Origin of the sequence: Streptomyces viridifaciens, from assembly GCF_001888885.2 — a bacterium.
Classification (GTDB): domain Bacteria; phylum Actinomycetota; class Actinomycetes; order Streptomycetales; family Streptomycetaceae; genus Kitasatospora; species Kitasatospora aureofaciens.
The window spans coordinates 210,077-235,120 of the sequence record NZ_CP090840.1; the positions used below are offsets into that span (position 1 = coordinate 210,077).

A 25,044-nucleotide genomic window follows, 5' to 3' on the forward strand; every position below is an offset into this window, starting at 1 on the left:
AGCTCAGGGGATGCAATGGACTTCGAGATCCGTAAGGACCAGACGAAGCCTCAGGGGCGGAAGAAGCTCACCAGGGAGCGGGAGGCATACCCCCGGCTCATGCAGCAGGGCATGAGTAGTCGGGAAGCGTGCCGGATCGTCGGGATCGACGAGCGGACCGGCCAGAAGTGGCGCAACGGACGTCACGCATACGGAAACCGGAAGGCGTTGCCACCGATCAACGTGGTGGCAACGCCTTCCGGGCCGTCCCGGTACCTGCGCGAGGACGAGCGGATCCACATCGCCGATCGGTTGCGGGAGAAGGCCACTGTGCGGGCGATCGCCGCGGAGCTGGGCCGAAGCCCGTCCACGGTCAGCCGGGAAATCCGCCGCAACCGCCACCCGGGACCTGTCAAGGCGATCAAGGCAGGTGATGTTGCCTAATTTTGGGTCCGGATCTCCTTCTCGGCGGTCTCGTCGTCGGTGGGTCTGTTGATCCAGGCCTGCTCGGGTATCGCGGGTGGTTCGGGGAACTTGCGCACGAAGCGTTCGGGGTGCTGGTCGTAGGCGTCGGCGAGGACCTTGGCCCGCAGGTCGCGTACCAGGTCGGCCTCGCCGTGGTGGACGTCGTAGGGCGTGTGGTAGCCGATGCCGCTGTGCCGGTGTTCGATGTGGTACCAGTCGAAGCACGCCGCGCACCACTGCCGGGTGTGGGGCAGGGAACCGAACCGGTCCAGGTAATCAGGCCGGTTCAGCTTCTCGGCGTCGCGCTCCAGGGCGGCGGCGGGTGACGATCGGCAAAGCCGGCGCCGGGCGGCGGTCAGTGCGGGGTGTGGCAGTTCGGGTCGGTACAGGCGCCGGCCAGCGCGAGGGTGCGGTCCTGGGGCGGGGAGTCCAGCCACTCCGCGCGCATCGCCTGCAGCCGGTCGACGTCGGAGGCCAGTTCTGGCACCTGCTCGCGCAGCTGCTCGGCCCACTGGCGGGTCAGCGGGCGGCCGTTGACATAGAGTTCGCCGTCCCGGCCGCCGACCGCGAGCAGCACACCGCCGCGCTGGGCGGGGATCACCATCGCGCCGACCCCTTCGGAGACCTTGCCCTCGCGCACCAGCACCTTGGTGGCCTTCTCCGCGGCGGCCAGGGCCTTCTTGTCCAGCGGCGGCATCGGGTCCGGGGCGGCGGGCAGGTCCAGCAGCATCATGCCGTCCTCGGGCGGCGCGCCGTCCAGGCCCCGGCCGTCGATCTGGTTGCGCTCTTAGAAGGTGACCATGTGCGCCAGCAGCGGCAGCTCCCGGCGCAGGCGCTCGGCCACTGAGGGGGTCAGCCGCTCGCCGTTGGCCAGCACCTGAGCGCTCTTGCCGACCGCCACGGAGAGCACCTCGCCGTCCGGGGCGAAGTGGTACTTCGTCTCGGCGTCGTCGTCCATCAACCCGGTGGCGACGGCCCGGTTCCACGCCGTGAGGACCCGCCGTATGGCGGCCTCGGGGAACGGGGGAGAGGGTGGCCGCTGCACTGATTTTGCTTTATGCCCAGCCCATCCGGCGTCTGGTCCGGCTCACCATCCACGACATCCAGCACGAAGACGATCAGGTCGCACTCCGGCTCGGCGATCCGCCCACCCCAGTCCCCGAACCCTTCGCTGGCGTACTTCTCAACTACATTCACACCGCACGGCCGAACCGACCGAACGGCACCGCTCCGGCCAGTGACTGGCTCTTCCCCGGACGCCGAGCCGGGCAGCCGATGGACCCCGCGAGCCTCGGCAGGCGGCTCGCCGTCGCGGGCATCCCCACTCTCCATGGCCGAACCGCGACCCTGCAACAGCTCGTACTTCAAGCCCCGCCCTCGGTTGTCGCTGGGATGCTCGGCTACCACGCTGTCCACACCGAGGCCGTTGCTGCTCAAGCGGGAGGAATCTGGAAGAAGTATGCCCCAGGTGACCACACACGATGACCCCACGAGCCATCAGGCCCAGGAACACCGATCACAGTGCACCAACCGCTACCGGTGCTCCAAACCTCCACGGGCCACTGAGCGCGGCACTACGATGCGGTGCATGCCGCCTGCCTCCGTGTACCGCCAGCAGTTCCTAGTCCAAGCCCTGCACGCCAGCGGGGAAGATCTCGACGCGGTCCTCTCAACTGAGAGCATTCTGCAATCCGCGGGCTTGAGCCCCGATGACGAGCAGGCGATCGTGTCGCATCTGGTGTCTACGCGGAAGTTGAGGGCTATCCACCAGCAATCAAATGGCGCGGTCCTGACGTTTCAGCTGACACCCCGTGGTATGGGCGATGCCATGAGCCTGGAGGCCGCCGCCCAGGACCGCGCGAGGCGTGAGAAGCATCTTCACCGAGTCCTGCCCGACTGGATATACAACGCGGCCGGACCCGATGGATGGACCTCCCTCCAGACCTTTGCCGCGAGCGAACACTGGTGGTTCAGCGGCACCGAAGTGACCTGGAACGAGGTCGACCAGGCCGTGCAGTATCTGCAGGCCAAAGGCGTCATCGCGACCACCGTCCCCCTGGACGGGCGAGTGCAGCTAACGGCGGAAGGCATCGACATGGTGCTCTCCGGAACAACTGTAAGGAGCATTATGGGTACCAGCAGGCCGGCCGAGATCAACATTCAGACCTATAACAACAATGGCGGCCAGACTGCCTTCGGCGACCACGCCAGGCAGTCGATGACTACCACGACCACCACGGGCGTAGACACAACCGGTCTCCTCAACCTTGTCAGTCTGCTCCGGGCCAACGCTCCGCTGCTGCAGCTCCCCCAAGAGGATCAGGACGAGCTGATTCAGGAAGCTGAAGTCATCGAGGACGAGGCTCGGGCGGACGCGCCCGATCAGGGCCGCATCAGGCGCGCGCTCGGCCGGGTCGGCGAACTGGCGTCAAAGGCTTCTGCCAACCCGCTGGTGCAGCAGATGGTTTCGACCGCGATCTCGTCCTTCACTGGGTAGGTAGCTGCACTGCGCGGCGATCCAGACCAACATGGAGGGGCGTGGTGCCTGGTGGCGACGCCCTCGTGTGGGCACCGCTGACTACGCTGGCTGGCCGGTGGCTCCGGAGGTGCGGTTGTGGATGCTGGAGATCGAGGCGGAGGTCCAGCGCTTCCTTGAGAACCTCTCGGGCGACGAGTACCGAGGCCGTTGCCGCTCATGCGGGAGGAACCTGAAAGAAGTACGCCCCCGGTGACCACACACGATGACCTCACCGGCCGTCAGACCGTGTCTGAGATCTGCAGCAGGCAGATGGATTACTGAACGAAGTCCTGCCAGAAGGCGACGGTGGCCTGCGGATTCCAGGCTGCGGGGTGCTCGTGCCCCTCTTCGAACTCGTGGCTGATGTACTCGGCAAGGTCTTCGCCGTAGTAGATGATGTCCGTGCCCCAGATCGACAGGACCGGGTGCCCGTGGGTTCCGCTACCTGCGGGAAGGAACCGGTGCGCGTAGAGAGGTACCAGTTGGGGCACCGACGCCAGATGCTTCTCTGCTGCGGCCCGGGCGTCCTGCGGTTCTGCAAGGCGCGGGCCCCACGAGGCGTGCCAGTACCCGTGCTCGACCGCTGACAGCACCCCGTCGGTCGGCCAGGCGAGGTGGGAGCGGAGTTCGTCGGGGTCGCCGTTGCGCCAGTCCGGCCAGGGCTTCTCCCAGGTGGCGCCTTCTTCGGGCGGTGAGCAGACGGGTAGGCCGGCTGCCAGGAAAGCGCGGTGGTCGTCGGAGAACTGGATGCCGTGCTCGGCCTCGATGCGCTCGAACTCGTCGTCGCTGAGGCCAGGTTCGATGGTGCAACAGTCGGTCTGCTGCAAGCGGCGGGCGGCTTCGGATCCGAGGCGGGTTCCGTCGGTGTTGATCACAGTCGAACAGTAGCGCCCTTGTTGGCCCAGAGGTTCAGGTGAGGCCGCTCGGAACTGCAGCGGGCAAGAAAGCGCGAACCATGGCAACGCAGGATCACCATCGGACCGCACCACGGATGAACTCAGATCACCAGATCACCAGATCACAGACTCCTACCAGTGTCACACCCCCGGTACGGATCATGCTCAACCTTTTCGACCAGTCCGGGTGGCAGCGCGACGGCCGTGGTTCGCTCGGGCGGCGTCGGGTGGCCGGGGTCGTCGGGCAGGGTGACGCCGAGGTCGGCGAGGTGCTGCTCGAAGGCGTGTGTGCCGCCGGGCTCGCGGAAGTGGTGGGCGTGCAGTCCCACGGCTCGGGGCGGCTTCGGTGTTGATGTCGGAGTCGTCGGTGAAGGTTTCCTCCTGGCGCTTGCCACCGTGCCCGGTGGTCCGCAGCGGGGCGATGCCGGCGGCGCCGATGGAGATGACGGTCGGGCGGCGCCGGTCGGCCTGACCGTCGGAGTCTGCGATCACGACCGCGACCTGGGCGCCGGTGGCCGTGGTTAGGGCGTCGCGCAGGTGCCGGGCGGAGGCGTCGGGGGCGGCGGGCAGTAGCCAGGCGCCGTCTGTGCCAGCGCGGTCGATCCCGGCGGAGGTCAGCTGGTAGCCGAGCCGGTGCCGGGCGGTGATCGGCCTGTGCTTGGTGGCCAGGTAGTGCGCGCTGGAGTGGTCCAGGATGAGCTGGACGATTGCGGCGGGCTTGCCCGTACGGGCCGAGATCTCCACAGCTTCGGGCGACGGGGTGACGGTGGCCAGGTCGACGTAGCGCTTCTCCGCGACGGAGACGACCTTGGAGGCCACCACCACGATGTTGCCGCCGCGCAGTTCGGCGCCAGTGGCGTCGACCGCGCCGAGGATGACGCCGGCCAGGTCGTCGCCCATCTCAACGTTGGGGAACGGTTCCAGGGCGAAGGCAGAGAAGCCAGAAGTGGCCGGTTCTTGCGGGACTCCATCAGCGAGTGCGGCATGCAGGCTGGCGGGGCGACGGCGAGCGTCCTGGCCTAGGGACGACACCGCGGCGACGGTGAGTCGGTTACGCATGCGAGCCACGCACGACTGCAGGCGCTGCCGCCCACCGCGCGTGCCCCATCAGGGGCCTTCCGAGACCCGAGTGATCCAGCTGTGTCTTGGCGATCAGCCTGGCTGGCCGGGCTGTAGCCGTCTGCTTGTGCCGACATCACGCTGATGATCCAAAGCGGCTCAGGTGACTGCAGGTTGGACGGTCAGCGTCCCGGCGTCAGTGTCGATCACAGCTTGGGCACCCAGGGGAATGGTCGGTGGGTTGGGCCCGTGGCCGGCGGGGATGCCTCCGAGGATGGGCACGTCCAGGTGCTGAAGGCGGTCGCGGAGGACGTCGGCGATCCCCCACCCACCGAGCGACTCGTCGCCGTCGTCTACGTCGAAGCCGAGGAACTGGCCGAGGGCGACACCCTTGATCTCGCTGAGGGCTCCAGTGCCGATGAGCTGAGTCAGAGCGCGATCGACCTCACCGAGTCCGGTGCCCCGCTTGTGCTCGAGAAACAGGATCGATGGGCCAAAGTGCGGCAGGCCAGCGCCGGCCATGGTGCGTAGCGCGTCCAGGTTGCCGCCCAGAAGTGGACCGGAGGCGGTGCCGTCGACACGGATCTGGGCGGTGGTCTGCGAGACATCCCGATGCAGGACCACGGGGTCGGTGGTCATCAGGGCTCGACGCAGGGCCTCGGCAGGACCGTCGTGGCCCTTGTCAGGCGTGCTGACGAACGGGCCGTGCAGTGAGGCGAGACGACACGCCGCCCACACGGTGGTGTGGAGGTGGGTGATGTCGCTGAACCCGACGATGGGCTTGGGGTCGCGGCGCAGCGCATCGGTGTCAAGGTCCCTGGTGATCCGGTAGGTGCCCTTGCCCCCTCTGGTTGCGATGACCGCGCGGACTCCCGGGTCGGCGAACGCTTCGTTCAGATCAGCGGCGCGTTCGCCGTCACGGCCGGCGCAGTAACCCCACTGGTCGAGAACGTGGCGTCCCAGTTCGACCCGTAGACCCCAGGACGTCAGCAGTTCCACGCCGCGTTCGACGTCATCACGGCTGGGGGGACTCGCCGGTGATACGACCCGTACTCGGTCGCCCCGGCGAAGTCGGGGCGACAGTAACGCTGACGAACTGTCATTCATCACCCGAGCATCCCACAGTCGCGGGTTTGGGCTCGCCGAATCCCCGGACTCTTCCGAACCGGTCGGCAACAGCTGTATGGGGCGTGCACCCGGCCCTGCTGGTGCTGGGCGGCTTCCCGGGCGAGTGGGAGGGCGAGCACCCGCACACGATGGCCGAGCGGCTGGGGATCACCGAGGACGTGTACTTCGCGGGCTGGCGTTCCCACGGCGGCCTGAACGACGCCCTGAATGCCTCCGACCTGTTCGTCACACCGTCCGTCGGGGAGCCATTCGGGCTGGTCTGCCTGGAGGCGATGGCCTCCAGGACACCCGTCGTCGCCTCCGCCAGCGGCGGACCCCTCAGCACCGTCCAGCCCGGCGGGTCCCAGCCGACCGGATGGCTCACCGTGCCAGGCGACGCCGACTCCCTGCACGCCACCCTGCTGACCGCGCTCACCCACCCCGGGGAGATCGAACGCCGCGGCCGCCACGCCCGCGCCTTCGTCGTCGAGCACTACAGCTGGCCCGCCATCACCGAGCGGTACGCGGGCATGTACGACCGCGTCCTGGCCGGCGTCCGGGTCTGACCTGCCCGGTCCACCGGCAGCAGGCCAAGACGCCGAGCCGGGGAGCACAGCACTGGAGCAGCCAGACCGGAGCATGGGGGAAGGTGTTGGCCGGGGCAGCACGCCGCCCCGGCCAACACCGTATCCGTGGCGGCCGGTCACGGGCACAGGGTCAGGCCGAACCGCGCACCGTGCGGCGGCCCACGCTCATGTAGGTGAAGCCGAGGGCGCCCATCTGCTGGGGGTCCAGCACGTTGCGGCCGTCGAAGACCAGGGGGTGGGCCATCGCCGCCGCCGCCTGCTCCCACGCGAGGTCCCGCAGCTGCGGCCACTCCGTCACGATGATCGCCGCGTCCGCGCCGACCATGGCCTCCAGCGGCGTCAGGCAGCGCGTGGCCGACGACCAGGGGGCCTCGTCGAGCGGGCGCACCAGCGGGTCCCAGCACCTGACCGACGCGCCTTCGACCTGGAGCCGGGAGGCGATGATCGTGCTCGGAGCCTCCCGTACGTCGTCCGTGCCCGCCTTGAACGCGATGCCCAGCAGCGCGACCGTCCGGCCCTGGAAGCCGCCCAGCTCGTCCTTCAGCCGCTGAATCGCCCGCCGCGGTTGAAGGTCATTCACCTCGATGACGGATGTCAGCAACTGGAACGCGTATCCGGAGTTGCCGGTCAGCGCCCGCAAGGCACGGGAGTCCTTGGGGAAGCAGGAGCCGCCGTACCCGACGCCGGCGCGCATGAAGTGCGGCCCGAGCCGGTGGTCGAGGCCTACCGCGTGGACAACCTGCTCAACGTCCGCGCCCGTCGCCTCGCAGATCGTCGCGATCTCGTTGGTGAAGCTGATCTTCGTGGCCAGCAAGGCGTTCGCAGCCAGCTTGACCATCTCCGCGGAGGCGACGTCCATCTGCGCGATCGGCCCGTCTACCCCGTCGTGCAGCTGCGCCACCAGCTTCGCGGTGTCGGGATCGTCGGTGCCGATCACCACACGGTCCGGGTGGAGGAAGTCGTGCACCGCCCTGCCCTCCGCCGTGAACTCCGGGTTGGCGGCTTACCCCACGGCCTGGAGGCCCGCGCTGTCCAAGGCGGCCCTGATCCTCGCTCCGGTGCCCACCGGCACCGTGCTCTTGACCACCACGGCCGCCAGGTGCTGGGCATTCCGCAGGGATTCGATCACCTTCCAGATCCTGGACAGATCGGCGTCCCCCGACGCCGTGGGCGGGGTGTCCACGCACACGTACACGACGTCTGCGCCGCGCACGGCCTCCTCGGCATCCAGAGTGAAGGTCAGCCGGTCGGCGTTCTCCGCGATCAGCTCGGCCAGGCCGTCCTCGTGGATCGGCACCCCTCCGCCTGGCAGGACCTCGATGCGCTCCTCCTGGATGTCGCGCACCACGACCTCATGCCCCAGCTTCGCGAAGCAGGCGCCGGTCACCAGGCCGATGTAGCCCGCCCCGAACACAGCGATTCGACGGTTCCCCACCATTGGTTCGTTCACCCTTCCGGCATCGAGATGCCCTGCCTATCAGCCGCATTCGACCATAGAGCATGCTCGCTCCTTGTTACGGCTTCCCCATCGAGAGTGAGGGTCACCGCCGCGTGCTCGCCCACGGCTGTTCTGAGGCCAGATCACGGGAGGGGACAGAGGACAGGGGCGCACGGTCCTCACGCCTCGCTGCCGCTGCCCTGCCGAGCCTGGCGGCCGAGGACGGTTCGGCAGCTCGCCCCTGGAGACGATGACGACTCACGCGTCCGCGAGGCGAGTGACGCTACGCGTGTGCGTGGCCTCACAGGTCCGATGGCTGTCACCCGCTCCCGGGGCCGCCAGCTTGGCTGTGGGATGCGGTGTGCGGCCGGGGCCGGGGCACGAGGCTGGCTGGTGGTGCCAGCAGGCACTGTCGCGGTGCGCCGCGCCCCAGGTAGGGCGGTGCCCTCGGCGGGGCTGCCGTCGCAGTGTCGGGAACCGAGCGTGCTCGGCGACGGGTCGAGCCTCACCACAGGCCCAGCGCTTCGACAATCGCGGCGGCCTTGGGGATCTCCGGTGCGGGTGCGCCGGTCGGCTCAATGGGAAGGGCGATATCGTCGATCATGCGGACCACGTCACGCCAGGTGAGGATCTGTTCCCAGGAAGCCAGGACGGCCTGGCCGAGGCGCCCCGTGAGTCGTCCTGACTCGGGGAGATCCTCGAGGTGAAGGCCGTCGGCGAGAAGTCGGGCAGCGGTGATCGGCCCGACTCCCCGCACGCCGGGAATGTTGTCGCTGGCGTCTCCGACCAGCGCGGCCCGATCGCACCACTGTCGGGGTTCCACCCGGAAGCGCTGGACGATCTCCTCGGGGCTGATGATCCGCTGCCCAGCGGCGCGGGAAGTGTTGAGCACGTGCACCCGCTCGTCCAGGAGTTGGTAGTAGTCGCGGTCTCGGCTCAGGATCACGCAGTGCCGGGCCTCGGCGCACCGTGTCGCGGAGGCGATGACGTCGTCCGCCTCGTGTTCGTCAATTTCGATCCACGGAACGCTGATGACGTCCAGGCCGCGCTTGACGTCAGGCAGGCTCTTGATCGGCAGCGGCGTCTGTTCGGAGCGGTTGGCCTTGTATCCCGGATCGAGGGCCTTGCGGCCAGCGGAGCCTGCCTCCCCGTCGAAGACCACCAGGACCTCCGGTACTTGTGGGACGTTCTCCCGGACGGCCTTACGTAGGAGGGCGAGGAACATGAAGACGCCGGTCAGATCCCTCTCGCCGTCTCGGCTGGAGATCGACGCGGGGCTGCCCATGGCGGCCGTCCAGAGGAGATTGTGACCGTCGACGAGCAGCAGCGGCGGACGCGTCACCGTGTGACCTCTGACGGGTCGGGGCTGGCCGGGGACAGCCTGCAGCTGCGGTGGCCGGGCAGGTGGGACCGGGCGGCTGGTCATCACTTCCCAGCCCAGCCGAGCTCGCTGTAGAGAACGCCGGCGCGGATCGCTCCGAGCGCCGCGCGGGTGTAGTCCACCAGCTGGTCGGGAAGGCGGTCGTAGGGATGCCACTCCCAGCCCGCACATTTGTGCGGCTCGGCGTTGCTGATCTGCCCAGCCCACGCGTGCACCATGAAGAACGTCTGGACCCGGTCCCGGCCGTCGACCAGGTCGTGCAGGTGCAGCACGTGCGCCAGCTCAAGGTCGGCGGGCGAGATGGTCACCCCGAGTTCTTCGGCGGCCTCGCGCACCGCGCAGTCGCTGAGCGACTCACCCGGCTGTGCCTCCAGGTGGCCGGCCGGGACGTGGTACCAGCCCTCGGCGAACGTGGTGTTGAGGCGGCGGCCCAGCAGGACGCTGTCGTCCTGCTGGAGTACCAGGTGTACCCCGACGATGTTGTCGTGGCGCCCCGAGCCTCCGCATCCCCCAGTGCCCGGCGTGCTCTCGGCGACTCCGACCTCTGCTTCCATGAACGCAGCTCCCTCACGCTGTAACGATCAGTACTCCTATGAGCGCTGTGGGTCACCATGGCAGGCGGCACTGACAACTCGGCCCGGGCGCGACCTGACACTCGATCAGCGCGAGGCCCCAGGCGCCTGCTCCCGGAGCGGCTGCGGGCCCGGGCGAGCATGCACACGTCGGCTGCTGTGCAGATCAGGACTCGTATCTGCCAGTGGTCGGGCGGGCCGTGGCAGGCGAAGCAGGCGGCGTCGCAGTGCGCCCGGGCGGTGGCGAAGGCGCCGGGGAGGGTGAGCGGGCGAGTTCGTCGAGGTGCGGTCATGACGTGTCCGTGGCCCGGGCGAAGAGGTGGATGAGGCGGGCGACGTCGCGGTAGGGACTCTGCTGGCCAGCGCGCCATTCCAGGTCGAACCACTGTTGGAAGGTGCTGTCGACCGGGGCGTCGCCGAGGTGGTCGGTGAAGATCCGCACGCCGTGCCAGGCGAGCGGGGTGGCGCCAGCCTTGGCGAGGACGGCGTTGAGGTCGGCGGTGAAGTGCCCCCGGCTGGCGACTCCGAGGCGCCCGGTCTCGGCCGAGGCGTCGAGCAGGGCGAGGGCGTCGGCGGGCCGCCGTTCGAGGGCGGGTCGCATCGCCAGGGCGGCGGCGTGCTTGGTGAGGACGGAGAGCAGCCCACCGGGGCGTGTGCAGGCGACCAGGGAGCGGAGCATCGGGGCCGGGTCGGGCAGATACATAAGGACGCCGTGGCACAGCACGGCGTCGTAGCCGGTGCCGGCGATCTCGGGGGCGTGCTCGCCGTCGCCAAGGAGGAAGGTGACGGTTCCGGTCGACGTACCGGTCTGCTGGGTCTGGCCCCAGGCGGCCCGGGCCTGGTCGAGCATGGCGGCGTCGAGGTCGAGGATGCTGACGTGGTGGCCGTTGCCCGCGAGGCGGACGGCCTGGTGGCCGCCGCCTCCCCCCACGTCGAGGATGCGCAGCTGGCCAGAGGGCAGGTGGAGGTCGAGGGCGCGGGCGACCAGGGCCTGGCGCAGCGCGCCGCGCAGGGTGGTGGTGTGCCGCCCGTAGGCGGCGGCGAGCTCGGGGGCGTTCCAGGTATTCATACGCGGTCATCGGTCCTCAGGAAGGAGCGGAACAGGGGCAGGCAGGTGCCGTCCGTGGTCTGTCCGGCCGGGCTCCAGTGGCGGGCGGGGCGGGACCGGAGCGGCGATGATGACGTCGGTTATGCCGACGCCAACGGCTGCGGGATGAGGGCCGCAGGATGTTGTGCGTGCTCAGTTGGACGGCCCAGGTGCGGGGTCGGTGATGTGGAACGTGGCGGACGGGAAGCCCGGGCGTGATCACGAAGTTCGTGGGTCGAGCGGAGCCTGTGCTCCTTCGCAAGGTGGCATGCCGGGCTTCGGGGTACGTTTGGCCAGGTGGTGGAACTTCTCCTGGTTCCTGCCGCCAGGGCTGGTTGCAGCAGATAGGTGGTGACCGCCTTGGTGAACGCTGCAGCGTCGAAGTCGGGGGGGCAGCCTGGTCACGGCCGATCCGGGAGATCCGTTCGTGACTCAACATCCTTTCTTTCAGGGGAACTTGGGAAATCATTCGACCACCCTAGTATCGGCGGTCCGTGGCGTCGGGCGCCTTGGGATGGATTCCCCCGTCGGGGGGACAGCAGCGGCGTGTCGGCTAGCGGACGGCGGCACGCACCACAAGTCGCCGCGGGCGGCGAACGGCGAGGTAGCGACGAGCCCAGCATCCGGCTGGGTGATGGCATGCGATTACCGGCCGGGCGCCCCTTCTCTGCCAAGTCGGGGTGCCCGGCCGGCCCCGGATACTGAGCCGCGGAAGGGGGACAGGGGCCCGGCCACCCCTCCGTCCGGACGACGTCCTGCCGGGGCTGTGGGACTACCCCGCCGGCGGACTGGAACAGGGTAAAGACCCGCGCGCGGGAGCGATCCGGGAACTGGTTGAGGAGACCGGGATCCACCGCACCGACATCGAGTCCAACGCCGCCAGGCGGCAAGGATTCGGTCACCGGCACAACCTAGCGCCACACCCCGATCCGAGTGCGTCTCTTCCGGTAGATTCACCGGGAGCAGCGGCGACTCGTACCAGGCACTCCCCCCAGGCCGGTCCCGGCGCGTAGATCGATATGAAAGTCCCACTGACCGAGGCACCCGCGTTGTAGCGGCGGATCCGAGGACCGCATAAGCCCGTTCGGCTGCCAGCGTGGCCTCGCCGTTCCGGTGCGTCAGGGGGCTGTCCACTGCGCCAGCGCGGGCCAGGTCGCGGTGGGGTACGCGCCTATCGCTTCGTCGCCATCGTCGGCCCTGCTGTACTTCAGGGGTGTGGTCGGGCCCGGGCCCGCCTTGCCGCGCTGCAGGCCGTCAAATTGAAAGCAAAGAGCCGTTCCTGATGCTTGGGTGTCCGCAGAGGCCATCAGCGGCGCGAGCGGAATGGGCTCGGCGCCTCTGTCGAGAAGCAGCACCGTTCCGTTGACGACAGGGGTATGTGTGAACACCCTGTCCGGATTCGGCTTGCCTGTGCCACGGAACACGAGGACCTCGACCGCATACCTCGCCCCGTCGAACGTCATGGAGGTCGGGACGGCCAGGTCGGAGCTTCCGCACGACGCTGCTCGGTGCGCGAAGCGCCGAAGAAGAGCATCGAGACGGTCACGATCGGCGCGGCGTGGAGCCGCCCGCCCGTGCGCCAGGTCGTTGCGGATCGTGATGAACTCCTGGACAGACTGACGGACGGCCGAGTCCGGCGCCAGCCACGAGAACAGCCGTCCGAAGCCGGCGCCCGCTCCAGGGACGTCAGCGAGCGCCGTGCACAGGTTGAACCACGTGCCCATGCTGGGGTTGGCGAGGCGCTCGGGGGTGATCCCCCGCAGAGGGGCTGGCGGCGTGGTGGCCAGGCCGAGCGTTGCGGCGAGGCGGAGGACTGACTCGAGCGCGTGGAGCCCTTCGGCCAGCTGCTTGTCGGGGTCGGTCGTCCGGATGTATCGGGCGATCCGGAAGGCGATCGGGGTCGGCAGCTGGTCACTGGCGGCGGCGAGGGCCTGCTCCAAGCGCTCTCCGAGAATTGAGACGCACCGGTCGAGCAGTTCCTCGCCGGCGTTCTCCTTGACGATCCAGTCGGCCGCGCCGAGCCGCATGGCTTGTATGACCTGCTGCTTCGCTCCTTCGCCGGAGAGCACGAGAGTGGGGATACGCCACCCGCCGGCCTCGAGTTGCCTAAGCAGCCACAGGCCGCCCCATTCTTCAGGGGGCATCTTCATGTCCACCAAGACGAGATCGAACGGCTGGGCGGCAACTGCCTCGATGGCTGCCTGGCCGTCGCTGACGTAACGTAGCCGCGCTCCGGCTTTCCGAAGCGGGCCGCACAGGGTTCGGGCAACGTCGCCTTGGTCGTCCGCTACCAGGATGCGTGCCTCGGCAAGAGCTTGGGTCACTCCGTCTCCAGGTTCATCATCGTTGCGATGGGAAGTGTCACGAGCCAGGCAGTCCCCGACCCCGCTGGGAGAGCTGCCAGTTGCCCTCCCGCCCGATTCAGTAGTGCACTCGCTCCCAGGAGGCCCAGCCCGTTGCCTCCGGGTTTCGTGCTGCGGATCCGATCGCCTGAGGCCAGCGCGGCAACGACCTCGGCAGGAAGGCCAGGACCGTTGTCCGCCACCTCGACCACCGTCTCGTACTCATCGGCGGTCCACTCCAAGGTGATGGCACCGCCGTCGGGCATGGCCTCGATCGCGTTCCCGACCAGGTTGTCAAGGACCGCGCTCAGCACCCGTTCGCCAAGCGCCACGTGGACCACGCTGCTGGCATCGGGGATCGACAGAGAGATCGACCCCGGTAGACGCGAGAGGACGGCCGCAGCGTAGGAACGCAGAAATGTGCCAAGCTCAACGCTCTCCTCGCCGGCCTTTCCGAGGGTGGAAGTCGAAGCTCTGAGTCGAAGAGCGAGGGCGTGCGCTTGGTCAAGGTGCCGGCTGGCAGTGAGCTGCTGCTCGAGTCTGGCAGTCCGGCTCCCGGCCGGCGTTGAGACGGCCAGGCGCGCAGCGACAACCTGGTTCTTCAGATCGTGCAGCAGGTCGGCGACGGAGGCCAGGTACGGTTCTGTCACAGGCTGCAGTACGGCAAGTGCGGCGCGGGTAATCGGCCCTGGAGAAACTGGAGCGTCTGCCCCGACGATGGCCACGTCGACTCCGAAGTCGGTGGGTACGAGCGTGGCCGTCCTTGTCACGCCGGACCACAGGGCGCACATCTGTGTGACGGTTGCCGGGTCGAGCGTGCTGCTTGAGGCGAACCGCAGACGCAGTGGTCGCTGGCCGAGGACTTCTACCGAGATTGGCGTGTTCGGTTTCATCACGGCGGTCGCGATTGCGTCGAGGACTGCCCGCTCACGGCCCGTAAGCCGACCGTCGGTCATGCTCGCGCCCACGGCCACGTCCAGCTGCCCGCGGTACAGCACCTTCCAGTCGTCGATAAGTTCGGCGAGGCCGATATCCGGATCGTCCGTGCCCAGGCACCGGTAGATGTCACACAGCTGAGTCAGGCGATCAAGGTGGTCACGGGTCAGGGACTCGGGGTCCTCCAACTGTTCCAGAAGGCCAAGAACCTTGGCGAGCTCCACATCAATGCCGCGGGCCTGGTCGTCCGCCACTTCAGCGTCGTGAGCGGCGCGGAAGGCGCCCTCAAAGTGGTGCCTGTCCGCTTCGAAGCCCGCAATCTGCGTCAGCAGCAGGTCCGACTCCGCAGCCCACTCGACGAGGGCCTCAGGAGACCCAGCCCAGTGAAGCCCGAACAACCGTCCGGCGATCCAACGCGGCAGCGGAATACGGTGCCCAGCCAGTACTGCGGCCTGGTGGGCCAGGATGAACCGCCCCGTAGACTGGTCCACCTCGGATCGGGTCAGCAACGCCTGTGCAGGTCTGCGCTCGCCGAGGGCGTCCAAGACGTCCAGGACGACCTCGGCCGCGCGGAATCGTGCTGGCGTCTTGCCCCGGATCCCGGACCCCTCTGCGGCCCTCATACGGGCACCTAACACTGCGCTACTTAGCACGGCCGTGGCATGGTGAACAGTCCTATGATCCGGGCCGGACTCCCGCACCTCGAAGTCCACGTCCAGCTGCATGCTGCTGGCCGCGCGGCCGAGCTCCGTCGTGGGATCGAGCCCATTCGGCGCCTCTGTGAAGATCCGCCACAGCGGTCCCCACTCGAGCGGCCACTCCGACGAGAGGGTGACAGGAAAGCCCTTCGCAATGAATACGGCGCCGAGCAGCGCCTGGAAGGCGTTGGAGCCCAGCTCGATAGGAATTCCCTCCGACGCCTGGCCAACCCCCAGGAGCAGGGCGGGCACGAGATCCGCATGCCGGAAGGCAGTGTCGAATACTGTGTTCGGAGGAGTGTTCAAGCGGAACTCTTCAGGCGGGGAGATCACTGCACGCGCCGCCTGAATAAGGACAGCCTCGAAATTGAGCACCTGCGAGCCCATGAATCCGAGGACTTGGTTGTCCTGCTGGCCGCAACGCGCCATCAGGTCACGTTGCTCGTAAGCCCAGGACGCATGGACCAGGGCCTGCCCCAGAAGAGGGCGAGCAGCCGGTGACAGCGAGAACAGATCCTGCACCCTTCGTACAGCTCTGCGGTGCGGCTCCGGGCCAGGAATCTCCATGAACAACGGCTTCCGAACCTCGCGATCAGCCTGCGCACGCACAACGTGAGGCAAATGCCTCTGCAGGAAGTCCAGGGCGGCGTTCCGGCCCGCCACTTTCTTGCTGCCACCTTCTCCCGCGCCCTGGCGGCCGTCGTTGTCGGTCACGACGGCTCTGAAGACAGCGGCATGGTCGGGACCCTCGCGGTAATACTCATAGCTGGGTCGGCTGTCAGCCAGCTGTTCCTGCAGCTCCGTCTTGGGATCTGCGATTGCCTGGGGACTGGCTGCCCCTGAGACGAGGTCATCCAGCAGGCTCTCGGCCACGGATTCCCTGCCAGCCAGGCAGAGCAAGCCGAGCAGCTGGCGAAACAGAGCAGCGGCCACGCTGGGCGGCAACGAGCTCACGTTGAGGCTGCGGCCGACTCGGCACAATCGCAGTACCCAGGTCTGCTCGACAGCCCAGCGCTGAAACTCAGGAGGGACCTGTCCGACGTGCTTGGCCAGGTGACCCACGGCCGAGAACGGTTGACGCTGGTACGCCCTGACGGCCGCCAACTTCCGAAGGTAGGTAGAACCGAGCGCCTGTAGTGCCTCCAGGAGACCTCCCGTCACACCTGGTAACTCTTCTGGGTGTTCATAAAGATAGGAGGAGTGCGTAAGCGCGGCACTGAGCGCCCGGCGGAAGCCCGGAGGCGGGTCGCTTAACCCGAGGTCATTCAGCATCACCAAGGCAGGTGTCAGATCGTGCTGACCGTCTACCACCGTACGCTCCAGCACGCCCAACGGGCGCCCTGTGGAAGCGCGGGCCGAGCCCGTAGTCATCCGTCCCCCACCACCTGAGCCGCGAGTCGCCTCGACGTCGTTCTCTCACGCAGGACAGTAGTAGCGTCAGCTCCCCCAGGTGAGGCGATCAAGCAGATCTATGGTCGGCACTCCGCTCCCGAAGCAAGTCTCGGCGTTGCCACCCTCGGCGACCGATGTCGGCACGGCGCGGTGGCCAGGCCCAGATGCCGTCAGCGGCCGACGATATTTCTGGCCGGATGTGCCATCACGCACTGTCAGCGGCAGCAGCCGCACTCAACGGCCGCCGGGCGCGGGGGAGAGTGATGCCCGGGCCATGGGAACACCAGGCGGCTAAGCCTCTTATCGAGGACGTAGCCGGCCGGAAGGTTGCTGTCCGGGGTCATGGCAGGGTGGACGGTTAGCTGGGGGTAGCCGTGGCCGCGCACGTGCCGGTCCCAGAGGCGGACAGCGACGGCGAGCCCGAGGACGCCGACCTGGAAGAAGCCGCGCTGCTGCGGGAAGTCCGCGAGGAGATCGCCGGCGAAGCCGTCGACCTGCACCCGTTCTGCCAGCTGGAGAACGACAAAGGCGAGACCGAGCACTTCTACCTCGCCCAGATCGTCGTCTGGAACTTCGACGACCGCACCGGCCCGGAGTTCGCGCGCGACGACCGCGGCGAGTACCTACTCGAGGAGGTCCAGCTCACCGTTGAAGCCGTCGAGGCACTGAACCTGATGCCGCCCCAGGTCAAGGACGCGCTGCTCGACGCGATCCGCGCGGGAAGCCTCACCGTCCCCGTGGCGTAGCCGGCCGCCGCCAAGTCCAACCGGCTGGCTTCCTCGCCGACCCGAAAGTCGCCTTCACCATCGCCGACCACCTCGTCGGGGCTGTCCACCCCGGGCGTGGCCTCGCCAGGGAGCTCAGGACCTGGGCGAGACGTCCGCTCGATACTTCCGGCACGCTGACGGTCCGCTGTCGGCGGAACGCCCGCGCCTACGAATCCAGCGATCTATCGTTTGTTGCAGAGAGCGAGTGGGGGCGACGTGGTTCGGGACACGAGACTGGTGCAGACCGCGGTCATCGGCGATGAACACTCCGATGTCCCGATCATCCTGCCGACCGAGGCGATCGAGCTCGACGTGTTCCGCCGTGCCCACCAGCAGGACACGTTCTGGTGCGGGCTGCTCCTGGGCGGCTGCGGGGGCCAGCTCGCCACCAAGCTCTACGTCGACCGTCAGTGTCACTTCCAGCACAATCCGCTGCCGAACGGCGCCCCGAACACCTGCCGCCGGCCGTCCGTCGGCGAGTCCAGCGCGGATCACCTGTACGTGAAGTCGGCGATGTCGCGCTCGCTGCTCGAGTTCGGCCGGTTTGCCCGGTTCGCCTTTCCGCCGCCGATCGGCTCCCTCGTCGACGTCGATCTGGAGGACGGCCTGTCCTTGCGCATCCACATGGACGGCGCTGTGCAGCCGGACTGGGCGCGTCAGCACACCGTCATTCTCGGCCCCGGGGTGGTGCCGGATCCGGACGTGCTCGCGGACTGCCCATACGTCTACCGAGTCAGGTGCGACAGCGACGGGGCGAGTCGCCGCGTGTGGATCGGAACCCAGAGTCTGGCCCGCCCCACCGAGTGGGTCCCGTTCAGTGAGTGCACGTGGGCGGGCGAGGGCCTGCTCACCCCTGCCGCCTCCCACATCCTGCGGGACCGTGCCGCCGCCGGGAGCCGGCCGGCCGCACCGGGGCCGTCCTCCGGCCGGGGCACTCTGCCGGAGAGTGTGGTCACGTTCGTCCGCGGCCTGGAGGCAGCGCAGCGGACGGGGACGGTGGACCACGTGCGCAGGCTCTGCAACGGCAGCAGCTCCTTCCTGGACAGCTTGCCCTCCACGGCCCGGGCCGAGGCCGAAAGGGCCCTTCAGGAAGCGAAAGCGTGGCTGGCCCCCCACGAGGAGTACCAACGTCGCATCTTCAAGGACCTGGACACCGCGGTCCGTGAACGGCGGGCATGGGATGTCCGCTCGGGGATTCAACAGGCCGCGTCCCTGACCCGCCGGGGTGCCAGCGCCGAGGAGCACCGCATCCTGGCCGCGGCCCGCGCCTATCTGCGCGAGTACGACTACGCCGATCAGTCCCCGGCCCAGGCGGCCTTGCGAAGGCAGTTGCACTTCCGGCCGGCGCCGACGGCCCCGAAGAGGCCCGGGCCCTCCAAGAGCAAGAAGCCGAACAGGGCAAAGGAGTCAGCAGCAGAAGCCCGTGGCCTGCTGGAGCGGCTCGACCGCGAGAGCGACCTCCTGGCCGACGATGAGCTGGCGCAGCTGGTGGAGGAGTTGACACGGGCGGCGAACATCGCAGGCCCCAACCTTAGGGACCCCGAACGCAAGCGGGTCGCCAACTGGAGTCGCAAGGCGCGACAGCGACGCCCGGCGCGCACCACGGACACTCAGCCCCGTGCCTGCACGAAGCCCCCGGCGGCCGGGAAGCCGGAGAGCCCCGCGCGGGTGAAACTCGACCCGCTGGCCGCCGCGGTCAAGAGCATCCTGCAGAAGGCAGCAGCGACCGGCTCGACGCTCACCTGGGCGCAGATTCGCGCCCAGCTCCCGCCAGGTCTGCCCGCCATCGACCGGAGCCAGCAAACTGCTGTGCTCATCCAGGTGGACCGGAGCCGCGCGAAGACCGCGCCGTTGCTGTCCGCTCTGGTCACGGGGGCCGATCACGACATGCATCTGGCCTACCCCCGGATAGCGGCTGCGGCCGGCCAGCCCCAGCCGCGGGGCGACCTTGAAGCGGTGGCGCAGTGGGCTGTGGAGGTCTCCCGGTTCCAACGGGCGCAGTAGGAGCACCAGCGGCGGCCCCCGCACCCACCCCTGCGGACGGCCGGCTCCCGGCGCCGGCTCTCGGTACGGCGCGGGGCGCCGCCGCGCGAGCGGAATGTGGCCCCTGCGTCTTCGAACCGTACGAGCGGCCCGTCTCCTCGGCCAGAGCCCTGATCGACTCGTCTCCCTCGTACTTCGACTTCAGGTCGGCGGCGAGCTCGTCGCGGTCCGGGCCGGGCGTGAGCCGGCGGGCAGGCGTCTTCTTGGGCATGAGCTGATTCCCCCTGCAAGGGTGGGCGATGCCCTCATGATCGTGTGAGGGGGAGGCGCTGGCCACCGATTCGGCGAAGACAGCGCCGCGCAGGGTGACGGCACGGAGCGCGCTTGCGCCACGATGCTCCGATGAACGAGGAACCGCTGGAGGAGTGGGCACGGCGGCGCGAGGAGCGCCGGGCTGCCTCGAAGGGGAGGCTACGGGCGGTGCCGCTCACCGAGGGTCGGCATCGAGCGGCGCACGTCGAGCCGGACGCTCCCCGGGTCATTCAGGAGTGGAACGGCACAGAGTGGGAGACGATCGGCGTCGTCGAGAATTTGGACGCCGCGAAGGCGCTGCTGTATCCGCCGCAGCCGGTGAAGGATAAGCCAGCCGAGTGGGATCGCCCTGCGCTCGGGCCGGGGAAGGGGCGGCACCGCCGTACGGCCCCGACGGAGGAAGGCCGCTGAGAGCCTGAGTCAGAGCGGCGCCTCCGCGCGGGCCGGGCCGCAGCGAGGGCTGGTTTAGCAGATGGTGGCGGGCGTGCGCGCCGGGAACGATGTCGCGATCCGGGCCTTGCTGCATCGGCTGGCTGGCGGCGCCAGCACCGTTGTCCGCTCGCTGCGGGCGTCGGCTCAACGAGGACCTGCACCGCTGACCGCGGCCGGACGTACACGTGAAGGGGGCACGACCTTGGGTTTCACCGCACAGCACGACGGACGCGAACGGCTGGATGCCACCCAGGCGGATCTCGGCTGCGGCTGGGCGTGGGAGGCGGTCCACCACGCCCGGCCCCGGGTCGCGGTGACGTGCCCTGCGTGCGCGCACCCGGTCCACGCGAAGGTCTCCCGGCACGGCCTGAGGTTCTTCGCGCACGACCCCGGCTCACCGACCTGCGCGCTGGCCGGGGAGTCCCTGGAGCACCACCTGCTCAACTCGACCTCGCCACCGCCGTACGCGCCGCTGGCTACCACGCCGAGCTGGAGGTCCGCGGGCCGGACGGCGACTGGCGGGCCGACGTCATGGCCACCTCCCCGGACGGGCGCCACCGCATGGCCTGGGAGGCACAGCTGTCCCCGATCACCGTCGACGAGATCAGCCAGCGCACCGCCCGGTTCGCCAAGGACGGCGTACGGGTGTGCTGGGTCACCACCAAGCTGCGGCCCTGAGTTGGCGAAGTGCCCTCCGTGCACGTCCGGCCGCCGAGCGACGACGAGCCGAATTGGACGGTGGCCGGCGGGCTGGCCCGCTTCACCGTCGACACGTGCGACGAGCACTTCCTGTGCCGCTCCGTCGGCCACGGCGAGTGGCACGAGACGGAAGCTGGCCTGCGGCCCTTCACCGCCTGGGCGCTGACCGGCCGGGCCGTCGCCCACCGATTACCGGACTGGCTGCACACCGAGCAGCATGTCTGGACCGGCGTGTGGACTGCACCGCAGTACATACCGCCGCCGCGGGCTACCGGAAGGCCCACGACCGCGCTGACCGCGCTGTCGCCAAGCTCGAGAAACAGCAGCGACTCGAAGAGGCAGAGCGCCGCCGCTGGGAAGCGGAGCGCCGGGCCAGGGCGGCAGCCCAAGCCCCCGGCTCAGCAGCCCGTCGTACCCGAGCAGGGTCGCCGCGCGGCCTGGCGTCCCGAGCCGGTGTGGCAGGTCAACCTGCCCAGCCGCGAGCGCGAATACCTGCACGCCGCCGCCGAGGCCCGCCTCCTGCTGGGGGTCGACGCCCAGCTGCGCCACCACGAGGGCGATCGCCGTTGGGGCCTGGGCACACCCCTGTACGCGGGCAACCGCCCCCCACGCCGTCCTGCGGCCCCGGCCCCAGTTCGTCGACTGGGGGCTGCTCATCTTCGTCCGCAACCTCGACGAGCTGCGCATCCTCGGCCGCACCGCGCCCAACGGCACCCGCATCATCGTCCTGCCCGAGCAGGAGCCCCTACCCAGTGAGGTGGCTGCCCGTCAGCTGCTGGTGGGACGTGGGTGGGTGGCCCGGTGCCTTCTCAGCTCCGCGCTGCCGGGCCGTCCGCTGGCCGGACAGCCCTCGACCACACCGCATGCCTCCCGCACACCGGCGTTGATGGCGGCCTGGTGCAGGTTCTGACCGCCCGGCCCGTACCCGCGGTCGACAAGCCGCTGGACAACCCGGTCGCCGTGAAAGAGCGCGTTGAGGTCGCCTTCGGCCTTCTTATCGTGGCCCTGCCGGAAGTAGTTGCCGGGCCGGGCGGCGGATCCGCACCCGCAGAAGCACTCCCCAGTGGGGGCTGGGATCTCAGTCATGTCCGCACCCTGCTCTTGGTAGTCTTGGATGTCAAGACATCCAAGACTCGCAGCTGGCTTCTCAGGCGTTGAACGCCGCATGGCCACGGCTACGTTGCCGCTCGCTCGGCTCTGTTATAGCTGGCGCACCGCTCGTGATTGCTCTGCTCGTGCGTGCGCCTGACCTCGGGCACCGCTGCGCTCCCCGCCGGAAGCGAGCCGGTGCCCGTCCCCTTGGCCGCGAACAAACCCGGTCAGCGAAGGGCTCGGGGCCCGTACAGGGCCGCTGGCTGGTTGGTCATCAGGGCCCAGTACCGGTCGCCGTAGCTCCAGTGCCACCACTCCGTGCCGTAGTTGATCAACCCGGCGGTGGACAGGGCCTCAGCCAGCACGGCCCGGTTCGTGCGGGCCTGGGGGCTGATCGAGGCGGCCTCCGTGTAGCAGGCACCGTCGCTCTCTTCGGGGCTGGCGTTCATGCGCGTGCCCATGTCGAGCTCGACGCCATCGGCGTCCACGAGTGTGAGGTCGACGGCGGCGCCGGCACTGTGCGGGGCGATCTCCGGCGGGGACACGTATCGGCTGGCGGCCTCGTGGACCTGGTCGTCAGGCCAGGCCGGGTTGGCCGCGCGGAGCTCGCCGGCGTACTCCTCGAAGTAGCGCCGCTGCAGGTCGGGCGGGCGGTAGCCCTCGACGTAGAGCAGGCGCACCCCGTCGGGCAGGAGTGACTGGGCGTGAACAAGCCGGTCAAGGACGCCGCGGCGCAGATGGGCGTACGAGCCGGTCGTGTCGGCTCTGCGGTCGTCCACCAGGAGGGTTCTGCGCACATCGGTGAGCGGCTCGCCACAGTCGGTGACGGGGATGGCCGCCACGCGCGGGTCGGACATCAGGACGATCGGACCGGGCGCGAGGGTGATGTGCATCCAGGGCACGGCGTTCTCGCGATAGGAGTGACCGAGGGGTTCGATGCCGCTCTGGTCAGTGAGGCTGAAGCCGGTCACCATGACCTTGCTGGAGTCATCGGCCACGGACACCAGATGGGTGCCGCAGTCGGGGCAGAAGCCACGGCGGAGGGTCGGGTAGGTCGCATACCACTTCGGCTCGCCACCGGGCCCGGTCCAGATCAGGGACTCCAGGGGGAAGCCCACCCACAGCACTGCGGGCCCGCCGGAGATCCGCGTCTCATGGACACATGAACACAAATGCGGATCATCCGGGACTCCGGTGAGCTGATAGGAGATCCGGCCGCACTGGCAGTGTCCCGTTCGAACCGGCGGTGGAGCATCCGACGCGGCTCGTGTGGCCAGCAGGGGCCGAGCGGGCACGGAGGGCGTGCCGAGAGTGGGTGATGTGTTGCTCATGCGAGTCCTCGCTTCGAGATGGTTCGGGGGAGGGCTACAAGGTGGTGAGGTCGGTGGCGTCCGGCAGTTCGGTGAGGGGCTGCCGCGCGGCACGGGGGATCCCGAGCCGCGCGCGGGCCTGGTGGACGGCGGCGAGCTGGTCGGCCGCCGGGAGTCCCCAGTCGAAGAGCTCCAGAGCCTGCTCGGGTGTGGCCAGGACCCGGATGTGGGTACGGCCGGTGGCCGGGTCGACGGGTGGCGGGCCGAGACGGGTGAGGGGCGCGGCGTAGCGGAGGCGGGCATACGGCTTGTCGGGGTCGGAGAGGTGGCCGAGGAGCAGCGGTTCTTCGAACTCGGCTGCGGCTTCCTCGAGTACCTCCCGGCGCAGCGTGACGAGCGGGTTGCCGCGGTCCGGGGGGTCGGGGGTGCCGCCGGGCAGGCAGGCCGCGCCGGTGTCCGGTTCCAGAAGCACCAAGGCTCGGCCGTCGGGCCCGAGGAGCCAGCCCCAGACCTGGACCACCGGGAGCTGCTCCGAGGCCGGGCCGGTGTGGAAGGGGAGGTGGTGTCGGGCGCGGGCGGCGCGAAAGGCGCCGGCCCGGTCCAGGACGGTGGGGGCGATCGGGAGGCCGTTCTCCAGCAAGGCGGGCCCGGCGGCGTCGATGCGGGCGCGCAGGGCGGACAGGGCCCGGCGGGCGTCGCCGGGGGACATCAGGTCCGGTAGCCGGGCGGGTTCGACGAACTCGACGGACTTGATCTCACGGTCGGGCAGCCGGATGGCGGCGATCTGCTCGTCGTCCCACGTACCGCCGTCGTAGACGTGCAGGATCTCGCCGGGGAAGCGCATGTCGGCGGGCGCGTTAATGCTGTCCGCGCTGACCCAGTCCACGGCGAGCCCGCGATCGACGGTCATGGTGACGCCGAGTTCCTCGCGCAGTTCCCGAGCGGCGCCCTGGGCCGGGGACTCGTTCTCGTCGACGGCGCCGCCGGGCAGGAGGCAGGTCGTGCGGTAGTCGACGCGCTGGATCAGGACCCTGCCGCGCTGATCGGTGATCAGAACGGACGTTCCGGCCCACAGGGCTGCTGAGGCGCGTAAGGCCCCGTACTCCTCGTCGGTCATCGACGTGCTGGGCGGCGCGTCAGGGGAGGGCGTGGCGGTCATCTCGTCTCCGATCGTGCGGGCGTGACCTTGTGGGCGGTGGGCCGGTCAGGCGACGAGCTTGTGCGGGGTGCCCGGGGCGGGGCCGAGGGAGAGTCGGGTGAAGTACTCGGTGCTGATGATCTCGTTGCGTTCCGGTTCGAGCAGGCGGGCGAGAAGGCCGGGCAGGGGCCGTGGGCGGGCGACCTCGCTGCGGTGGGCGCAGATCGCCTCCCACTTCACCTCGGCCCACGGTGAGACGTCGACGGTCGTGGTCACGTACGCGTCCGGCACCGCGAGGAGCGTCTTCCCCACGCTCTGGAGGAGCGGGCCGAGCAGGCCCACTCCGGATTCCGAGTGCGTGGCCGCGTACAGCGCGGCAGGCTGCCAGGCTCCCCAGCTTTGGGATACAGGTGCGGCAGGCCGGCGGCCTCGACGGCGAGGAGCGTGATCTGGTGGGCGCGCCGGTGGTCCGGGTGTCCGGTGAGCTGGCCCAGGGCGTCGTGGCCGATCACGATGTCCGGCCTGACCTCACGGATGTGTGCGACCAGGCGGCCGACGGCCTCGTCCAGAGGAGCGTCGACCAGGCGTACAGCGCCGCCGGGGGCCGAGGCGGGGTTGCGGGCATCGGCGTAGCCGAGCAGCCGCGGGGCCCCGGCGCCCAAGATGCGCAGGGCCTCGGCGAGTTCGGGGGCTCGGGGACTGCCGGCAGTCCAGGTGGTGGTGACGACCGCGGTGCGGGCACCTGCGGCGGCGTGCTGGGAGAGCACGCCGCCGGCGAGGAGGGATTCGTCGTCCGGGTGGGCGAAAACTCCGAGCAGTGAGGGAACGGCGGGCGGTTGCGTCACGGGGGGCCT

General features: G+C 69.3%; 21 protein-coding genes and 6 pseudogenes. 9 read left to right on the plus strand and 18 right to left on the minus strand.

Features of this window, described 5'->3' with window-relative positions:
- Nucleotides 1-15: 15 nt before the first annotated feature.
- Nucleotides 16-384 (plus strand): annotated as a pseudogene (locus BOQ63_RS00785) (helix-turn-helix domain-containing protein); the annotation flags it as partial.
- Between the two features lie 35 nt (nt 385-419).
- On the opposite strand, the gene BOQ63_RS00790 reads toward BOQ63_RS00785, so the two are convergent.
- Genes BOQ63_RS00790 through BOQ63_RS00800 form a run of 3 tightly spaced genes read right to left on the minus strand, consistent with a single transcriptional unit; the run spans nt 420 to nt 1,402 of the window.
- Nucleotides 420-881: a hypothetical protein gene (locus BOQ63_RS00790; protein WP_072653044.1), complete on the minus strand. Its 462-nt coding sequence runs from the start codon at nt 879-881 to the stop codon at nt 420-422.
- Complete coding sequence (locus BOQ63_RS00795; protein WP_454129514.1) at nt 800-1,177, minus strand: hypothetical protein; 378 nt, start codon at nt 1,175-1,177, stop codon at nt 800-802. The genes BOQ63_RS00790 and BOQ63_RS00795 overlap by 82 nt, the downstream gene beginning before the upstream one ends.
- Before the next feature lie 54 nt (nt 1,178-1,231).
- A complete protein-coding gene (locus tag BOQ63_RS00800; protein ID WP_465391506.1) occupies nt 1,232-1,402 on the minus strand; it encodes a hypothetical protein in 171 nt (56 codons plus the stop codon).
- Nucleotides 1,403-1,476: 74 nt separating this feature from the next.
- Here BOQ63_RS00800 and BOQ63_RS00805 point away from each other — a divergent pair, with 74 nt between their 5' ends.
- Nucleotides 1,477-1,929 carry a site-specific integrase gene (locus BOQ63_RS00805; RefSeq protein ID WP_197697923.1) on the plus strand — a complete coding sequence of 151 codons (453 nt, stop codon included), beginning with the start codon at nt 1,477-1,479 and terminating at the stop codon, nt 1,927-1,929.
- 103 nt (nt 1,930-2,032) lie between these two features.
- The gene (locus BOQ63_RS00810; protein WP_143174570.1) at nt 2,033-2,941 is read left to right on the plus strand and encodes a hypothetical protein; all 909 of its coding nucleotides are present in this window, start codon (nt 2,033-2,035) and stop codon (nt 2,939-2,941) included.
- A gap of 296 nt (nt 2,942-3,237) precedes the next feature.
- On the opposite strand, the gene BOQ63_RS00815 is transcribed toward BOQ63_RS00810, so the two are convergent.
- The 3 genes and pseudogenes from BOQ63_RS00815 to BOQ63_RS00825 form a co-directional block, all read right to left on the minus strand.
- Nucleotides 3,238-3,837 (minus strand): SMI1/KNR4 family protein, encoded by a 600-nt coding sequence (locus BOQ63_RS00815; protein WP_072653046.1) that lies wholly within the window; start codon nt 3,835-3,837, stop codon nt 3,238-3,240.
- Nucleotides 3,838-4,221: 384 nt separating this feature from the next.
- Nucleotides 4,222-4,758 (minus strand): annotated as a pseudogene (locus tag BOQ63_RS00820) (coenzyme F420-0:L-glutamate ligase); the annotation flags it as partial.
- A 318-nt stretch (nt 4,759-5,076) separates the two neighbouring features.
- Nucleotides 5,077-6,024: a S66 peptidase family protein gene (locus BOQ63_RS00825; protein WP_072653793.1), complete on the minus strand. Its 948-nt coding sequence runs from the start codon at nt 6,022-6,024 to the stop codon at nt 5,077-5,079.
- 83 nt (nt 6,025-6,107) lie between these two features.
- Between BOQ63_RS00825 and BOQ63_RS00830 the strand changes: the two genes are divergently transcribed.
- The gene (locus BOQ63_RS00830; RefSeq protein WP_072653047.1) at nt 6,108-6,590 is read left to right on the plus strand and encodes a glycosyltransferase family 4 protein; all 483 of its coding nucleotides are present in this window, start codon (nt 6,108-6,110) and stop codon (nt 6,588-6,590) included.
- Between the two features lie 151 nt (nt 6,591-6,741).
- Here the strand turns inward: BOQ63_RS00830 and BOQ63_RS00835 are convergent.
- From BOQ63_RS00835 to BOQ63_RS00850, 4 genes and pseudogenes are all read right to left on the minus strand, one after another.
- Nucleotides 6,742-8,049: pseudogene (locus tag BOQ63_RS00835) on the minus strand (UDP-glucose dehydrogenase family protein).
- A gap of 505 nt (nt 8,050-8,554) precedes the next feature.
- On the minus strand, nt 8,555-9,391 hold the full coding sequence (locus BOQ63_RS00840; RefSeq protein ID WP_499503243.1) for a 5'-3' exonuclease: 837 nt from the start codon (nt 9,389-9,391) through the stop codon (nt 8,555-8,557).
- A gap of 83 nt (nt 9,392-9,474) precedes the next feature.
- A complete protein-coding gene (locus tag BOQ63_RS00845) occupies nt 9,475-9,984 on the minus strand; it encodes an NUDIX hydrolase (protein WP_079183306.1) in 510 nt (169 codons plus the stop codon).
- Between the two features lie 307 nt (nt 9,985-10,291).
- Nucleotides 10,292-11,071: a methyltransferase domain-containing protein gene (locus tag BOQ63_RS00850; protein ID WP_072653048.1), complete on the minus strand. Its 780-nt coding sequence runs from the start codon at nt 11,069-11,071 to the stop codon at nt 10,292-10,294.
- A gap of 698 nt (nt 11,072-11,769) precedes the next feature.
- On the opposite strand from BOQ63_RS00850, the gene BOQ63_RS00855 reads away from it, so the two are divergent.
- Nucleotides 11,770-12,102, plus strand: a complete 333-nt coding sequence (locus tag BOQ63_RS00855; protein WP_072653049.1) for an NUDIX domain-containing protein — start codon at nt 11,770-11,772, stop codon at nt 12,100-12,102.
- 105 nt (nt 12,103-12,207) lie between these two features.
- Here BOQ63_RS00855 and BOQ63_RS00860 read toward each other — a convergent pair whose 3' ends face one another.
- Entirely contained in the window at nt 12,208-13,413 is a 1,206-nt protein-coding gene (locus tag BOQ63_RS00860; RefSeq protein WP_072653050.1) for a response regulator, read from the minus strand.
- Nucleotides 13,410-16,391: an ATP-binding protein gene (locus BOQ63_RS00865; protein WP_454129673.1), complete on the minus strand. Its 2,982-nt coding sequence runs from the start codon at nt 16,389-16,391 to the stop codon at nt 13,410-13,412. Before BOQ63_RS00865 ends, BOQ63_RS00860 begins: the two co-directional genes overlap by 4 nt.
- Before the next feature lie 440 nt (nt 16,392-16,831).
- On the opposite strand from BOQ63_RS00865, the gene BOQ63_RS00870 reads away from it, so the two are divergent.
- Both BOQ63_RS00870 and BOQ63_RS00875 read left to right on the plus strand, forming a co-directional pair.
- The gene (locus tag BOQ63_RS00870; RefSeq protein WP_197697925.1) at nt 16,832-17,203 is read left to right on the plus strand and encodes an NUDIX hydrolase; all 372 of its coding nucleotides are present in this window, start codon (nt 16,832-16,834) and stop codon (nt 17,201-17,203) included.
- Between the two features lie 258 nt (nt 17,204-17,461).
- Nucleotides 17,462-19,228, plus strand: a complete 1,767-nt coding sequence (locus tag BOQ63_RS00875) for a hypothetical protein (protein ID WP_072653053.1) — start codon at nt 17,462-17,464, stop codon at nt 19,226-19,228.
- A 127-nt stretch (nt 19,229-19,355) separates the two neighbouring features.
- On the opposite strand, the pseudogene BOQ63_RS00880 reads toward BOQ63_RS00875, so the two are convergent.
- A pseudogene (locus BOQ63_RS00880) lies at nt 19,356-19,478 on the minus strand (helix-turn-helix domain-containing protein); the annotation flags it as partial.
- Nucleotides 19,479-19,609: 131 nt separating this feature from the next.
- Between BOQ63_RS00880 and BOQ63_RS00885 the strand changes: the two are divergent.
- Complete coding sequence (locus BOQ63_RS00885; protein ID WP_072653054.1) at nt 19,610-19,930, plus strand: DUF6087 family protein; 321 nt, start codon at nt 19,610-19,612, stop codon at nt 19,928-19,930.
- A 348-nt stretch (nt 19,931-20,278) separates the two neighbouring features.
- Nucleotides 20,279-20,629 carry a competence protein CoiA family protein gene (locus BOQ63_RS00890; RefSeq protein ID WP_143174571.1) on the plus strand — a complete coding sequence of 117 codons (351 nt, stop codon included), beginning with the start codon at nt 20,279-20,281 and terminating at the stop codon, nt 20,627-20,629.
- Between the two features lie 789 nt (nt 20,630-21,418).
- Here BOQ63_RS00890 and BOQ63_RS00895 read toward each other — a convergent pair.
- The 5 genes and pseudogenes from BOQ63_RS00895 to BOQ63_RS00915 form a co-directional block, all read right to left on the minus strand.
- Nucleotides 21,419-21,736 (minus strand): hypothetical protein, encoded by a 318-nt coding sequence (locus tag BOQ63_RS00895; RefSeq protein ID WP_143174572.1) that lies wholly within the window; start codon nt 21,734-21,736, stop codon nt 21,419-21,421.
- A 233-nt stretch (nt 21,737-21,969) separates the two neighbouring features.
- Entirely contained in the window at nt 21,970-22,635 is a 666-nt protein-coding gene (locus BOQ63_RS00900) for a M15 family metallopeptidase (RefSeq protein WP_072653796.1), read from the minus strand.
- Nucleotides 22,636-22,668: 33 nt separating this feature from the next.
- Nucleotides 22,669-23,073: pseudogene (locus tag BOQ63_RS00905) on the minus strand (GFA family protein); the annotation flags it as partial.
- Between the two features lie 34 nt (nt 23,074-23,107).
- Nucleotides 23,108-24,211: an NUDIX domain-containing protein gene (locus tag BOQ63_RS00910; protein WP_072653055.1), complete on the minus strand. Its 1,104-nt coding sequence runs from the start codon at nt 24,209-24,211 to the stop codon at nt 23,108-23,110.
- A gap of 45 nt (nt 24,212-24,256) precedes the next feature.
- A pseudogene (locus BOQ63_RS00915) lies at nt 24,257-25,035 on the minus strand (PIG-L deacetylase family protein).
- Nucleotides 25,036-25,044 lie beyond the last annotated feature (9 nt).